Origin of the sequence: Nonomuraea terrae (assembly GCF_004348995.1) — a bacterium.
In the GTDB taxonomy this organism is placed as follows: Bacteria; Actinomycetota; Actinomycetes; order Streptosporangiales; family Streptosporangiaceae; genus Nonomuraea; species Nonomuraea terrae.
In genome coordinates, this window is record NZ_SMKQ01000231.1 from 1 (window position 1) to 13,601 (window position 13,601).

General features: G+C 73.9%; 13 protein-coding genes. 5 read left to right on the forward strand and 8 right to left on the reverse strand.

What is annotated here, in order from left to right:
- On the reverse strand, nucleotides 1-980 hold a 980-nt coding region (locus E1286_RS40500; RefSeq protein ID WP_132621562.1), incomplete at its 3' end, for an aldo/keto reductase.
- A gap of 89 nt (nucleotides 981-1,069) precedes the next feature.
- Here E1286_RS40500 and E1286_RS40505 point away from each other — a divergent pair.
- Nucleotides 1,070-1,711, forward strand: coding sequence for a TetR/AcrR family transcriptional regulator (locus E1286_RS40505; RefSeq protein ID WP_132621564.1), 642 nt, complete (start codon nucleotides 1,070-1,072; stop codon nucleotides 1,709-1,711).
- On the opposite strand, the gene E1286_RS48490 is transcribed toward E1286_RS40505, so the two are convergent.
- Complete coding sequence (locus E1286_RS48490) at nucleotides 1,683-5,771, reverse strand: hypothetical protein (protein WP_165970136.1); 4,089 nt, start codon at nucleotides 5,769-5,771, stop codon at nucleotides 1,683-1,685. The two genes, E1286_RS40505 and E1286_RS48490, sit on opposite strands and share 29 nt — an antisense overlap.
- A gap of 286 nt (nucleotides 5,772-6,057) precedes the next feature.
- Nucleotides 6,058-7,071 carry a zinc-dependent alcohol dehydrogenase gene (locus E1286_RS40515; RefSeq protein ID WP_132621566.1) on the reverse strand — a complete coding sequence of 338 codons (1,014 nt, stop codon included), beginning with the start codon at nucleotides 7,069-7,071 and terminating at the stop codon, nucleotides 6,058-6,060.
- 92 nt (nucleotides 7,072-7,163) lie between these two features.
- On the opposite strand from E1286_RS40515, the gene E1286_RS40520 reads away from it, so the two are divergent.
- On the forward strand, nucleotides 7,164-7,355 hold the full coding sequence (locus tag E1286_RS40520; protein ID WP_132621568.1) for a DUF1918 domain-containing protein: 192 nt from the start codon (nucleotides 7,164-7,166) through the stop codon (nucleotides 7,353-7,355).
- Here the strand turns inward: E1286_RS40520 and E1286_RS40525 are convergent, their stop codons facing one another.
- Nucleotides 7,356-7,880, reverse strand: coding sequence for a type II toxin-antitoxin system prevent-host-death family antitoxin (locus tag E1286_RS40525; protein WP_132621570.1), 525 nt, complete (start codon nucleotides 7,878-7,880; stop codon nucleotides 7,356-7,358).
- 115 nt (nucleotides 7,881-7,995) lie between these two features.
- On the opposite strand from E1286_RS40525, the gene E1286_RS40530 reads away from it, so the two are divergent.
- The gene (locus tag E1286_RS40530; protein WP_132621572.1) at nucleotides 7,996-8,535 is read left to right on the forward strand and encodes a GNAT family N-acetyltransferase; all 540 of its coding nucleotides are present in this window, start codon (nucleotides 7,996-7,998) and stop codon (nucleotides 8,533-8,535) included.
- A 113-nt stretch (nucleotides 8,536-8,648) separates the two neighbouring features.
- Here the strand turns inward: E1286_RS40530 and E1286_RS40535 are convergent, their stop codons facing one another.
- Nucleotides 8,649-9,608 (reverse strand): endonuclease/exonuclease/phosphatase family protein, encoded by a 960-nt coding sequence (locus tag E1286_RS40535; protein ID WP_132621580.1) that lies wholly within the window; start codon nucleotides 9,606-9,608, stop codon nucleotides 8,649-8,651.
- 127 nt (nucleotides 9,609-9,735) lie between these two features.
- On the opposite strand from E1286_RS40535, the gene E1286_RS40540 reads away from it, so the two are divergent.
- Both E1286_RS40540 and E1286_RS40545 read left to right on the forward strand, forming a co-directional pair.
- Nucleotides 9,736-10,497: an SDR family NAD(P)-dependent oxidoreductase gene (locus E1286_RS40540; protein WP_132621574.1), complete on the forward strand. Its 762-nt coding sequence runs from the start codon at nucleotides 9,736-9,738 to the stop codon at nucleotides 10,495-10,497.
- A gap of 57 nt (nucleotides 10,498-10,554) precedes the next feature.
- Nucleotides 10,555-11,109 (forward strand): DUF4142 domain-containing protein, encoded by a 555-nt coding sequence (locus tag E1286_RS40545; protein ID WP_132621576.1) that lies wholly within the window; start codon nucleotides 10,555-10,557, stop codon nucleotides 11,107-11,109.
- Nucleotides 11,110-11,368: 259 nt separating this feature from the next.
- Here the strand turns inward: E1286_RS40545 and E1286_RS49620 are convergent, their stop codons facing one another.
- The 3 genes from E1286_RS49620 to E1286_RS40560 all read right to left on the reverse strand — a co-directional run.
- On the reverse strand, nucleotides 11,369-11,644 hold the full coding sequence (locus tag E1286_RS49620) for a hypothetical protein (RefSeq protein ID WP_223190861.1): 276 nt from the start codon (nucleotides 11,642-11,644) through the stop codon (nucleotides 11,369-11,371).
- Between the two features lie 215 nt (nucleotides 11,645-11,859).
- The gene (locus E1286_RS40555) at nucleotides 11,860-13,287 is read right to left on the reverse strand and encodes an aldehyde dehydrogenase family protein (RefSeq protein WP_132621578.1); all 1,428 of its coding nucleotides are present in this window, start codon (nucleotides 13,285-13,287) and stop codon (nucleotides 11,860-11,862) included.
- On the reverse strand, nucleotides 13,284-13,601 hold a 318-nt coding region (locus E1286_RS40560; protein WP_187368294.1), incomplete at its 5' end, for a P1 family peptidase. The genes E1286_RS40555 and E1286_RS40560, both read right to left, overlap by 4 nt.

The following is a 13,601-nucleotide window of genomic DNA, read 5'->3' on the forward strand; positions in this document are numbered from 1 at the left end:
GTGTCGAACTTCTCGTGTGCGGCCAGGTCGGTGCCGGGTGCGACGATCGTGTCGATGGCGTCGAGGACGTCGGCGGGCAACACCGTGCCGGCGGCGGCGAGCTGCGCGTTGAGGTGGTCCAGCGTGCGGGGGCCGATGATCGCGCCGGTCACGGCCGGGTGCGCGGTCACGAATCCGAGCGCGAGCTGGATCATCGTCAGACCGGCCTGGTCGGCGACCTCGGCCAGCCTCTCGACCGCGTCGAGCCGGGCGCGATTGAACGGAATGGACACGTCGAAGCGTTCCGGCATGAACGCCGAGCGGTTCGTGGCGACCTCCCGGCCCTCGCGGACGGCGCCCGACAGCCAGCCCGAGGCCAGCGGGCTCCACACCAGCACGCCGAGCCCGTACTGCTCGGTCACGGGCAGTACGTGGGCCTCGACGCCCCGCTGCAGGATCGAGTAGCTGGGCTGCTCGGTGACGTAACGGCCGAGGTGGTGCTCGCGGGCGGCCCACTGGGTCTGCACGAGGCGGTAGGCGGGGAAGGTCGAGGTGCCGAAGTAGCGGATCTTCCCCGCGCGCCGCAGGTCGGTCAGGGCCGACAGCGTCTCCTCGTCGCTCGTCGCCGGGTCCCACCGGTGGATCTGGTAGAGATCGACGTGGTCGACGCCGAGGCGGCGCAGGCTGTCGTCCAGCGCGGTGACCAGCCAGCGGCGCGAGCTGCCCTGGTGGTTGGGCTCGTCGCTCATCGGCATGCTCGCCTTGGTGGCCAGCACGACGTCGTCGCGGCGGCCGGCGATGGCCTTGCCGACCATCTCCTCCGACTCGCCGCCGCTGTACATGTCGGCGGTGTCGATGAGGTTGATCCCGGCTTCGAGGGCGGCGTCGACGATGGCGGTGGCCTCGCCCTGGGTGGTGCGCCCGATGCGGCCGAAGTTCATCGCGCCGAGCGCGAGAGTGCTGACCTGTACGCCGGTGCGGCCCAACGTGCGGTACTGCATGGCCGTGTCTCCTCTATCGGGTGAAGCCTGGCGTCAGCGCACGGCTTGGACGCCGGTGCGCTGCTCTGGCATCATGAGCAAACGGAACAATGTCCCGCTTGACGATACGGAACGTTGTCCCGTTTAGCAAGCTCGAGAGCGGAGGGAACGGCACGGTGAACGACAGCGATACCACCCGGCCCAAACGGGCGGACGCCCGGCGCAACAAGGAGACCCTGCTCGACGCGGCCGCCGAGGTCTTCGTCACCTCCGGCGTCGAAGCGCCGGTACGCGACATCGCGGCCAAGGCCGGCGTCGGGACGGCCACGATCTACCGCCACTTCCCGACCCGGGCGGATCTCATCATCGCCGTCTACCGGCACCAGGTGGAGGCGTGCGCCGAGGCCGGTCCGTCCCTGCTGGAGAGCAGCCGGAGCCCGCACGCCGCGCTGGGGCGATGGATCGACCTGTTCGTCGACTTCCTGGTCACCAAGCACGGTCTCGCCGCCGTGCTGCAGTCCGACGACGCCGGCTTCCAGACGCTGCACACCTATTTCCTCGACCGGCTGGTGCCCGTGTGCGCCCGGCTGCTCGACGCCGCGGCCGGCGCCGGCGAGACCCGCTCCGACGTGGACGCGTACGCACTCATGCGCGGCGTCGGCAACCTGTGCATCGGCGCCGAGACCGACCCGCGCTACGACGCGCGCCGCCTGGTCGAGCTGCTCATCGCCGGGCTGCGCCGGCCTCACTAGAGGCGCGGCAGCCGCCCGCCTCGGCGCCGGAGACCTGCCAGTCCGCGCCGGGGAACGGGCTCATGAAGGAGGTGAGCAGGTCCACCGCGTAGTCGGGCGCCTGGCCGCCGAGGTCCAGCAGGGAGACCATCTGGGGGCCGTCGGCGCCGCGCAGCGTCAGGGCGCCGCCGGACGCGCGGGCGGCGAAACCCGGTTTGGCCGCGACCGTGACACAGGCCAGGCCGACCCCGGCCGCCCTGATCTCCTGCCGGGCCCCGATCCGCCGCATCCGCTGGTCGTAGCGGCGCAGGTCGAGCGAGTCGGACGGGCCGATGCGCACCGATTCACGGAAGACATCGTCGCCGATCTCCCGGCTCAGCCGGACGTCGAGGCGGATGTCGGGCCGCAGGTCGACGCCGGTCGCGGCGATCCTGAGGCTGCCGTAGGCGCCCTCGAAGCCCGGGGTGACGTATCCGAGCGCCGCAGGCGCCTTCAGGCCGAACGGGATCCGGCCGGGCCGCACCCGCAGCCATGACACCCGCCGGGCCTCCAGCGACACGTCCCGCACCACGCTCCTGGCGAGCGCGAACCGGCCGCCGACGTGGTAGGTGAGGAACCCGCCCGTGTACGGGACCTCCTTGCGCACCGCGACACGCTGCGGCGCGACCGGGTCCACCCTGAGCCCGGCGTGCAGCGTGACGCGTCCGGTCGGCGCGGGCCGGGAGACCAGGTCGAGCGACCGGTCCGGGTTGAGACGGATCGTGGTGTCGGCGGCCAGATCCTCGACCGCGAGCGACACGTCTCCGAGCCGGCCCGACGGGTCCACCAGGCGGCCCTCCACCCCGAGGCTCCCGTCGAGCGTGCCCGCCCCTCCCTCGGCCTTGTACGTCACCGCCGGCACGCCGAGCCCGGCCGCCGAGGCGTCGGCGTCCACCCCGAAGGCGGCGGGCACGTCGGCGAAACGCAGCGCCCCGGTGCCCCTGCCCGGCACGGTGACCTCGGCGGTGAGCTTGCGCACGGCCGCCGAGTTACGGACGCGGACGCGGGTGCGGGCGCCGTACGCGCCGTCCACCGCCACGGCGGCGGGCACCGGGTCGATCGCGACGTGACCGCGCACCCCGCCCGCCTCCGCCCGCACGTCCAGCGCGCCGAGCGTGGCGGCGGGCTCGATCCGGTACGCCGCCCGCACGGCGTTCCCGCCCGCGCCGAACGGCCCGAGCGACATGCGGGTGATCGTGGACGGCAGCCCGGTCAGCGTGGCGCCGGCCTTGACCGGCACGGGTGACAGGACGCCGCTGTCCAGGTAGACCGCTAGACTCCGCCGCCTGGGCCGGAAGCCCGAGAAGGTGAACGTGCCGGTCGCCGGGTCCACCGACACCTGCTCGGGCAGGCCGCGTACGTCGAGGTGGGCCTGCAGGCCGAAGCAGCCGCGCCCGGGTAGGCAGAACGCGCCCGGCGCGCAGCCCGGCGAGCCCTCGCGGCACGCGCCGTCCACCAGCGACACGCCGTCCGGCACGGCGGGGGCGGAACGCATGCGGGCGAGGGCCGCGCTCTTGCCGAGCCAGGCGCGGGCACGCACGTCCAGGCGCGAACCCGAGTACGTCAGCCGGCCCCCCTCCGACGAGACCGCCAGCCTGCCGGGCAGGGGCCCGAGCGTGCCGGCCAGCCCGAAGCGGTCGTCGCCCCTGGTGACGTCGGCGTCCACGGCGAGCGTCTGGCGGGCCGCGCGGAAGGCGGCGGCGAACCCCTGCGCGGACGGGCCGAACTCCACGTGCGACAGGCCCTCGACCTGCACGCTGGCGTCCAGGTCGCCGCTCGCCTGATCGTGGTGGGCCGCGAGGTGCGGCCCGGTCGGCGCGGTGGCGCCGTCGTGGTTGGTGAAGGCCAGCGCCGCCGATCCGACCGGGCCGGACAGTCCGCGGAAGCGGTACGACGCCGGGTTCCATGAGGCGTCGAACCGGGCCGGGACGCCGCGGACCTCGGCGGCGGCGCGGACGTACCGGCCGCCCATGGTGCCCCTGGCGAGGGCGGAGACGGCGGCGACGGGGGCGTCGGCGGTCCAGGTGAGCGTCCCGGGCGCGGCGACGAGCTCGGCGTGCTCGCGGAGGCCGTCGATGCGGGCGCGGACGTCCTCGCCGGAGGGGCCGGGCTTTTTACCAGCATAAATCCGTATCTGGCGGAGTTCGGCGGCGGTCGTGACCTTGACGGACGAGCGTTCGCCCAGCTCCCACGCGGCCGTCACGTCGCCCCGCACGCCGAGGACGGTGCCGTCGATGACCGGCCCCGACCCGAGATCGGCGTACGCGGCCCGCAGCCGGTCGATCGCGCCGGACGCCCGGTAGGCGGCCGTCCCCTTGGCGGGGTCGAGGGTGACGTCCACGGTGGCGGGCGTGTTGGAGAGCTCCACGCGGGCCAGGCGGGTGCGGTCCACGCTGGCGGCGCCCACGAACGACCGGCCGGCGGAGGCCAGGTCGAGGTGGGCGTGCGGCCTGGAGCCGTACGCGACGTCGAAACCGGACACGTCCGTCAGCAGGGCCGAGACGCCCAGCGCGGCGCCGTCCTTGATCATGGTGACGTGGGAGCCGCTCGGGGCGGCGAGGGCGCCTCCACGGCGCTGCAGCACGACGGCGAACCTGCCGACCGGTGAGCTCGCCGTGTGCGTGACGCGGTGCGCGGCCAGGTCGTTGGCCAGGCGCAGCCGGGCGGGCAGCTCGCTCAGCTCCGACTTCAGCACGGTCCCGGCCACGTCGGAGTACAGCAGGCGGGCGGCGCCGGCGGGCGCGGCCGCGTCCACGGTGAGGGTCTGCCCGGCGTCCGTGGTGGTGTAGCGGGCGTTGAACGACCGGGGGACGCGCTGGAGCTCGACGTCGGTCACCCTGGTGAGGCGGCCGTCGCGGTAGGTGAAGTCGTGCACGCGCGCGTCGCCGGCCGGGGCGGATCCGGTGAAGGCGACCCGGCCGCCCGACAGCCGGACCTCGGCGCGGGCGGGCATCCGGTCGAGCGCGGCGTGGGTGAAGCGGCGGCCCGTCACGGCGAGCGCCTCCAGCCGGGCGGGCGCGGAGGCGGTGGCGTCCAGGGTGAGGGGGTCGAGGGCGGCCTTCACGGTGAGCCGGCCGGTGGCGGGCGACTGGCGCAGGCTCACGGCGCTGCGGCCGGTCAGGCCGGCCACCACGGCCGCGGACGCGCCCGGCTCGGTGCGCTCCACGTCGGCCGTGACACGCCCGCCCGCCACGGTGAACGTCCCCCGGTCGGCCGCCGACAGGGACGAGCCGCGGCGCAGGCCGTCGAAACCGACGGAGACCTTGCCGTCGTACTCCGCCCAGACCAGCGCCTTGAGGTCCGCACGCCCCAGCCGCCGCACGGCGAACCGCAGGCCGACCTCCTTGCCGGGAAGTGCGGCGGGCACCAGGGTCGCGGCCAGGTCGGGCCGGTCGTCGGCGGTCACGTCCGCCGCGGCCGGCACGCCGACCAGCCGCCGCACCGAACACGAAACCGGCACGTCCGCGCTCTCGACGCACAACCGGTACGTCATCTTGGACGCCCCCACTCGCTCACCCGCGCCCTCGCCGAGCCGGTCGAGCACCTCAGCGATCGGGGCGAGGGGTTTCACCAGGGTGAGCAGCCGGGCTCCGGCGGTGTCCGGCAGCACGCCGTGCACGTCGGGAGCCCGCCCGCCGACCCCCTGCTCCTCCTGGACGGCGGCGGCACGCGCGCTGACCTCGCGGGCGAGCGCCGGCCCGGCCGGCGTGGTGACCTCGGGTGCCTGCGGCCCCGCCGCGTCGTCGCCGGCGGAACGAAGGGCGAGCGACGGCCGCTCCGGGACGGCGACGACGGCGCCGGACGGCTCCTCGACCCCCGGCACGGGCTTCAGGTCGACACCGGCCGCCTGCCCCCGGTCCGGCTTCGGCGTCCTCGCCTGCGCTCGCACCGGCTTCGGCGTTCCCGCCTGGGCGTGGACAGGCGTGGGCACCTGGCCCTGGACAGGCTGGCCTGCCTCGGCCCGCGTCGCGGACGGCTGCGCCACGAGGAGCGAGCCCGCGACGGACGTGGCGGCGAGCACGCGCAGAAAGGCGTGCGGCATGAAGCGTTCTCCCCCGGACCAATCATCCCGTCAGAAACATAAGTCACGAGATGACCACATCCCCTCACAGTGAGTCAAACCCCTCCCAACATGGGACTCCAGTTTTATGGGGCGATACGACCTCCGGGCCCGCCAGCCGATCCGGCGGAACGGCCAGAAACGGCGCAGAAGGCGCACTGAACAGGGCGGCGGGCGTCTTACACGTGGCATCGCTCCCTGAGCCCATGAGCCGCATGCCACGACCGCCGATGACGCGCCGGGGAACCGGCCACGGGCCAGGCTGGAGTCAGGCGGGGAGACGGGGGTCCACGTGGATCTTGGGAGCGTCGCCCCATTCCGGGCGCCGCTCCCCCGCGAGCACCCCGGCCACCTCGTCCAGCGCCACCGTGGCGGCCACCAGCGGGCGGGGATCGACGAGGCCGGAGGCGTACAACTCCGCGGTGCCCGCCAGGCCGCCCGAGGCGCTGAGCACGCCGACGGCGGTGATGTCGCCGAGCACGAGCGCGCGGGTGTCGACCGTGCTGGGCTCGGCCGACAGCCCGATGAACACCACGCGCCGGCCCGGCTCGACGGCCCGCAGGGCGAGCGCGGGCGCGCCGGAGCCGTTCGAGGCGTCGATGACCGCGTCGAAGCGCCGCTCCGGCGGCTCCGTCCAGGTGCGGGTGAAGCCGAGAGAACGGGCGAAGTCGAGCGAGCGCTCGGTGAGACCCAGCAGGTGCACCTCGGCGCCACGGGCCGCCGCCGTCAGGGCCGCCAGCAGGCCGATCGTGCCCGGGCCGATGACCAGCAGGCGCATGCCGGGTTCGAGCGCGGCGGCGTCGACGGCCCTGAGCGCGTTCCCACCGGGCTCGACCAGCGCGCCGAGGACCGGGTCGAGGCCGTCCGGGAGGGGTTGCAGGGCGTGCGCGGGGACGGGGAGGCGCTCGGCCAGCGCGCCCGGCCAGTCGTTGCGGATGCCGATCTCGTACCGGTCGGCGCACAGGTGCTGCCGGCCCGACCCGCAGCGGGGGCACCGGCCGCAGCCGAGCATGGTGTCGCCGGTGACGCGGCGGCCGAGCCAGCCGGGGTCGGCGCCTTCGCCGACCTCGCGGACGATCCCCGCCCACTCGTGGCCGATCCGCACGGGGTAGCGGGCCTCGCCGGTGCGCAGGTACGCCATCGCGCCGGTGAAGAACTCCATGTCGGTGCCGCAGACGCCGGCCCGTTCGACCTCGACGACCACCTCGCCCGCGCCCGGCCGGGGCGGATCGACCTCCCGGACCTCGGCGCGGCCCGGCCCTGTGATGACGAAGGCCCGCATGGCGGCAAGGTACGCGATTCCCGCGTCTTTGCGCGAGGGCCGCTCTGGTGCAAGGTGGAGGTGACCCTCCGAAGCCCTGAGAGGAACCCACCATGCAGGCGAACGTCGGTGACAAGCTGGTCGTCCACGGTCACGTCGTCGGCCAGGGGAACAAGAAGGCGGAGATCATCGAAATCCGGGGCGCCGACGGGGCTCCCCCCTACCTGGTGCGTTACGACGACGGCCACGAGCACCTCGTCTTCCCCGGGCCCGACGCGGTGATCGAACCGGCCCGGCCGCAGTAGTCAATCCTCCAGCGACCGCAGGGCCTCGGCGACCGTCTCGCCGAGGCCGGTCGCGACCACCTCGCCGTCCCGGTCGCGGGCGATCGCGACGACCCCGCCGAGCGGTCCGCCGGCCAGTGCGATGGCATGGCCCTCCGCCAGCAGCGTCTCGGCGGGCGGGCGGCGGCGGGTGGCCGGGCGGCCGAGCAGCCGCCGGGCACTGACCAGGGCGGCGACCGGGCTGCGGTGGCGGGTCAGCAGCACGGGGCCCTCGTCGTACGGCTGGGCGGCCTGACGGACGAGATCGCCGAGCTTGGCGCGGGCCGTCGACAGCGACAGGACCGGCAGACCGCTCAGCACCCCGGACACCCGCGACAGCGGCACCAGGGCGGCCAACTCCCAGCGCTCACGGGTGATCAGGGTGGTGGTGCCGTCCTTGGCGGCGCGGACGAGGGTGCCCCAGTGGGCGCGCGCGTCCTCCACTCCGACCGGCGGGCCGTACCGGGCCTGCAGTTCGTCGAACGACGGCGGTTCCATGTCGATCATGACGAAAACCGTAAGCCGCCTTACAACAATTTCGCAAGCCGCCTTACATATTCGCTCGCGACGGGTGGCCGAAAATTACTCGAAACCGGTCGGTCTGGCCCGATACCGTGCGTCGGTGCACGTATATCTGGAGACCGAGCGGCTGGTGCTGCGCCGCTTCACGCCGTCCGACGAGGACCGCCTGTACACCCTCCACAACGACCCCGAGGTCATGCGCTACCTCAACGGCGGCAAGCCGACCCCGCGCGAGGTGATCGTGGAGCGGACCCTGCCCCGGTTCATCGGCGGCGGCTTCTTCGCGGCCGAGAAGAAGACGACGGGCGACTTCCTCGGCTGGTTCCATCTGCGACCGGCGGCCGGCGGCCCCGCCGACGAGCCCGAGCTCGGCTACCGCCTGCACAAGGCCGCCTGGGGCAAGGGCTACGCGACGGAGGGCTCACGCGCACTGATCGACAAGGCGTTCACGGAGCTGGACGCGCGGCGCGTGTTCGCCCAGACGATGATGGTCAACCTCGGCTCGCGCCGGGTCATGGAGAAGTGCGGCCTGCGCCTGGCGCGCACCTTCCGTCTTGACTGGCCCGAGCCCATCCCGGGATCGGAACACGGCGAAGTCGAATACGAGATCACCCGCGCCACCTGGGAAGCCACCCCCTGACACCGTCCCCCGAGGAGCCCGTGCCTCGTCCGCCGAGCCGACTCTGACGGCCGGCGTCCGGAAGCCGTGCCCGGCGACGTGCTCCGCGGCCGGTGATCCGAGCAGCACTGGTCCTACAGCTTGATGCGGGCGGCGACCGGCAGGTGGTCGCTGCCGGTGGCGGGCAGGGTCCAGGTGGTGACAGGGATCGCCGCGCGGGTCATGACATGGTCGATCCGGGCCAGGGGGAACGCGGCGGGCCAGCTGAAGCCGAACCCGTCCTGCGCGGGGGTCAGCCGGGAGGTGACCGGAGTCAGGCCGCGGTCGTCGAGGGTGGCGTTGAGATCGCCCAGCAGCACGATCCTGTCCACTTCTTCGGCGGTGACGGCGGCGCCCAGCGCGGCGGCGCTCTCGTCGCGCCATCCGGTGTCGAAGCCGCCGGGTAACCGGATGCGGACCGAGGGCAGGTGCGCGACGTAGACCGCCATGTCACCCGATGGCGTCCGTACGGTGGACCGCATCCCCCGGTTCCAGTCCGGTCCGACGCCCACGGGCCTGATGTCCACCGGGTGAGTGTCCGTCAGAGGGTGTTCCGACCACAGCCCGACACTGCCCACGACCGCGTGGTGGGGATGGCCGGGAGCCAGGACGGCCTGGTAGACGGGCAGGGCGCCGGTCGTCAGCTCCTGCAGGGCGATGAGGTCGGCTCCCGCCCCCGCCAGGGCTCGCGCGGTCGCCGCCGGGTCGGGGTTGCCGTCGTCGACGTTGTGCTGGAGCACGGTCAGGTCGTGAACCGCCCCTTGATCGGCCGGTAGCAACCGTTCGCCGAAGACGGCGGCCCAGACCGCCGCGGGCAGCACCAGCGCCACCAGCGCGGTGGCCGAGCGACGCGCCAGCGCCAGGACCAGTAGCGCCGGAACGGCCAGGCCGCCCCAGGGCAGGAAGGTCTCCAGCAGGCTGCCGAGATTGCCCACGGCGTCGGGCACGACGGCGGGAAACGCCAGCAGCACGCCCACCAGCACGGCGGCCGACGCGAGGACCCGCCCGCGCCGCCACTCCAGGACGGGCCCGCTCGCGGCTTTCCGATCTTCCAGGCTCACAGCCCGACCGTACGGGGAATCGCGTGTGCCGGTGGACCTCACCCCTCAGCCGGAGGCGGCGTGATGTTCATGGCCGGGTAGACCTGGTGCACTGGTCTGACCAGTCGCTAGGGTGCCTCGTATGGGATATGACGCGCTGTTCCGCCTGGACGGGCGGCGAGCCGTGGTGATCGGCTCCGGGAGCGGCATCGGCAGGGAGGCGGCGCTCGCGCTGGCCGCGCACGGGGCGTCCGTGGTGTGCGCCGACCGCGACCTGGACACCGCGAAGGAGACCGCCGCCGGGTGCGGCGGCGAGGCCCGGCAGGTCGACGTGCTGGACGCCGGCGCGGTGCGCGACCTCGCCGCGCGCTTCCCGGCCGACGTGCTGGTGTTCACCGCGGCGATGAACGTGCGCAAGCGGCTGCTCGACTACTCCGGCGAGGAGTTCGACCGGGTGGTGGCGCTGAACCTGCGGGCGTCGTTCGACGTGGTCCGGGCCTTCGGGGCCGGGATGGTCGAACGCGGGCGCGGCTCCATCATCGGGTTCGCCTCGATCCGGGCCTCCGTCACCGAGCCGGGGCAGGGTGTCTACTCGGCCACGAAGGCCGGGCTGGTGCAGCTGCTGCGGACGGCCGCGGCCGAGTTCGGCCCGCACGGCGTCCGGGTGAACGCCGTCGCGCCCGGCGTGGTGGAGACGCCGCTGACGAAGCAGATCAAGGACAATCCCGGCTGGTACGACGCGTACGCCGCCAAGAGCGCGCTGGGGCGCTGGGCGCGGGCGGAGGAGATGGCCGGGGCGGTGGTCTACCTGGCCAGTGACGCGGCGAGCTTCGTGACAGGCTCCGTGCTCTACGTGGACGGCGGATGGACCGCCGTGGACGGGCGTTTCGATCCGCCGAATTAACACGAATACTCCCGACCGGATCGGGCAGCGGGCACGGGTCCTACGAAAGGAGGACCTATGAGAGCGGCACGGAAGTTAGTCCCCGCGGGTGCCGCGGCCGTGCTGGCCTTCACCCTCGCCCCCGCCGCCCAGGCGCAGTCCCCCACGCCGGAGACCGCCGCGGTCGCCCCCGTGAGCTGGGCGCAGCGTGTCTCGGCCCAGGACAGGGCGTACCTGAGGGAGGCACACCGAGGGCATCTCGCCGAGATCGCGGCCGGACGGGCCGCGCTGCGCGAGTCGCGTGACCGAGATGTCCGCGGCATCGCGGCGCGTCTGATCCGTGACCACGGCAGGCTGGACGCGCGGCTCCGCGAGGCCGCCAGGCGGCTCCGCGTCAGCCTGCCCGACTCCCCCAGCGCCGAGCAGCGCAGGGATCTGCGCGCCGTGGTCGCCAGGAACGGTCACCGCTTCGACCGCGCCTGGCTGCGACTCCAGCGGGAAGCGCATGAACACGCGCTCTGGCTGGGTGAGCGACAGCTCCGGCGAGGGAGTTCCGGATGGGTGAAGGACCTGGCGCGCGACAGCGCACCGGTGATCCGGCACCACCTGCACATGGTGCGCACGGAGCTCTGACACCGCCGGGAGCTCTGATACCGCCGGTAGTTCTAGCACCGCAGGAGCTCTGACGCTGGAGCTCTGACGCTGGAGCTCTGACGGCTGGAGCGGTCACACCGCGCGGAATCGACGGCCGGGGCCGGTTCGGTCCCGGCCGTTGCGCTGCCCGGGAGTCAGCGCCGGCCGACGCCGTTCAGCAGGGTGTCGATGACGAGTTCGGCGGCCTGCGGCGGGTCGATCGAGGGGAACCGGTGGGCGACCGTGTCGACCAGTTGGGTCAGCAGGGCGCGTGCCGATCCGGGGGCACGTCGGGCCGCAGGAACCTCTCGTCGGCCGCCCGTTGGACGAACCTGTCGAGGCGGGCGATCTGCTCCTCGCGCCGCGCGTTGGCCGCGGGGTCGGCGCGTATGAGGCGGCGGGTCTCCCACAGCCACTCGCGGCTCACCGGGACGATGCCTTCCACGTAGCGGTGCAGCGCCCCGGGGACAGGCGGGTCCATGAGCCGCGCCTCGTCGAGGACCCGCTCCGTGGAGTCGAGCTTCGCCTCGAACACGGCGGTGAGCAGGGCCTCACGGGTGGCGAAGCGCCGGTGAACGGTCCGCCGGTCGACCCCGGCGGCGGCGATCGCGGCGACGACTTCCCGCCCGGAGAATAGCCGCCCGCATCATCGAGCCCGCCCTGGCAGCGGCTCCCGCATCACCGAGCCGCCCTGGCCGGCATCTCGGCCGGCCACCACCATGACAGGTACGCACGGCCGGGCCGGAGCGGCTACGGCCGGATGATGGCCATCCTGGTGACGGTCAGCTCCTCAATGGCGAAGCGGGGGCCCTCGCGGCCGGCGCCGGAGTCCTTGACGCCCCCGTACGGCATGTTGTCGGCCCGGAACCCGGGCACGTCGTTGACCACCACTCCCCCGGCCTCGATCCGCTCGATCGCGGCGAACGCCGTGGCCAGCGAGCGGGTGAACACCGCGGCGTGCAGCCCGTACCGCGACCGGTTGACCGCGGCGAAGGCGGCGTCCAGGTCGGGCACCGAGCGGACGCACACCACCGGCCCGAAGATCTCCTCGTCCCAGGCGGCGGCTCCGTCCGGGACACCGTCCAGCACCGTGGGCGCGACGGCCCGCCCGTCGCGGTGCCCGCCCGCGAGCACCTCGGCGCCGGACGTGGCGACCCACTCCAGGACGCGCTCGGTGGTCTTGTCGTCGATGAGCGGGGCGACGCGCGTGTCCGGCAGGCGGGGATCGCCGACGGAGACGTCCTTGACGCGCTCGCTCAGCAGGGACAGGAACCGCTCGCGTACGGGCTCCTCGACGAGCACCCGCTGCACCGAGATGCACGCCTGGCCGGAGGCGTAGTAACCACCGCGCACGACCGCGTCGGCGGCGGCCTCGAGGTCGGCGTCCGCCGCGACCACGAGGGCCGCGTTGGAGCCCAGCTCCAGGAGCACCTTCGTGGGGGCCGCGTTGCGCGCGATGGCGTGTCCGGCGGCGGCGGAGCCGGTGAACGACACCGCGCCGATCCGCCGGTCCTCCACCAGGGTCCGGCCGACCTCGACGTCGCCGGTGACGAGCTGGACGCCGGCCGGCGGCAGCGCGCCGGACTCGCGCAGGAGGTGAACCAGCCAGAGCGTGGCCAGCGGGGTCGCCGGAGCCGGCTTGACGATCACCGGGCAGCCCGCGGCCACGGACGGCGCGATCTTGTGGGCGGCGAGGAGGAGCGGGTAGTTGTAGCCGGTGACGCCGACGACGACGCCGATGGGCCGGCGCGTCCAGAACCCGATCAGCCCCTCACCCGCGGGCAGCAGGTCGAGCGGCACCGTCTCGCCGTGCAGCCTGGCCACCTCCTCGGCGGCCGTGGCGAGGGTGACGAGCGTCCTGGCCACCTCGACCTTGCAGTCCACCAACGGCTTCCCGGTCTCCAGGACCAGCAGCCGCTCGAACTCCGCACGCCGTTCCGCCAGGGCGTCATGGGCGTGCGTGAGTGCGGCGCGGCGGGCGTGCGACGGCAGCGCGGCCATCGCGGGGGCCACGTCGAGGGCCGCCTCCAGGGCGCGGCGGGCGTGCTCGGCCGTGCCCAGCGGGGCCGCGGCGACCACGGAGCCGTCATAGGGGAAGATCACGTCGGTGGTGTCCGCGGTCTCCGTCCATTCGTCGCCGATGGGCAGGCCGGCGGGCCATGCGAGGTCGAAGGTCATGTCTCTTTCCGTACTGCGCTCGGGAACACGTCGAGGTACGCGGGTGCGTCCTCGCGTCCGGTGGCGGCCAGGACGGCGTGCGCGACCGCGCGGCTGAACGCGTCGGCGGCGGTCGCGAGGACGTCCTGGAACGTGTCGTGGTCCGGGGCGGGGCGGGCGCAGGTGGCCAGGGCGAAGACGGTGTCGCCGTCGGTCATGGTGTGCGCCGGTCTGATGGCCCGGGCCAAGCCGTCGTGGGCCACCGCGGCCAGCTTGCCGCACTGGGCCTTGGTGAGGGCGAGGTCGGTGGCGACGACGCCGATGGTGGTGTTGAA

What these genes read in the sequence shown, in the direction of transcription:
- E1286_RS40505 (WP_132621564.1), top strand. Translation starts at nt 1,070, where the DNA reads ATGTCCCGCTTGACGATACGGAACGTTGTCCCGTTTAGCAAGCTCGAG.
- E1286_RS48490 (WP_165970136.1), bottom strand. Translation starts at nt 5,771, where the DNA reads ATGCCGCACGCCTTTCTGCGCGTGCTCGCCGCCACGTCCGTCGCGGGC.
- E1286_RS40515 (WP_132621566.1), bottom strand. Translation starts at nt 7,071, where the DNA reads ATGCGGGCCTTCGTCATCACAGGGCCGGGCCGCGCCGAGGTCCGGGAG.
- E1286_RS40520 (WP_132621568.1), top strand. Translation starts at nt 7,164, where the DNA reads ATGCAGGCGAACGTCGGTGACAAGCTGGTCGTCCACGGTCACGTCGTC.
- E1286_RS40525 (WP_132621570.1), bottom strand. Translation starts at nt 7,880, where the DNA reads ATGATCGACATGGAACCGCCGTCGTTCGACGAACTGCAGGCCCGGTAC.
- E1286_RS40540 (WP_132621574.1), top strand. Translation starts at nt 9,736, where the DNA reads ATGGGATATGACGCGCTGTTCCGCCTGGACGGGCGGCGAGCCGTGGTG.
- E1286_RS40545 (WP_132621576.1), top strand. Translation starts at nt 10,555, where the DNA reads ATGAGAGCGGCACGGAAGTTAGTCCCCGCGGGTGCCGCGGCCGTGCTG.
- E1286_RS40555 (WP_132621578.1), bottom strand. Translation starts at nt 13,287, where the DNA reads ATGACCTTCGACCTCGCATGGCCCGCCGGCCTGCCCATCGGCGACGAA.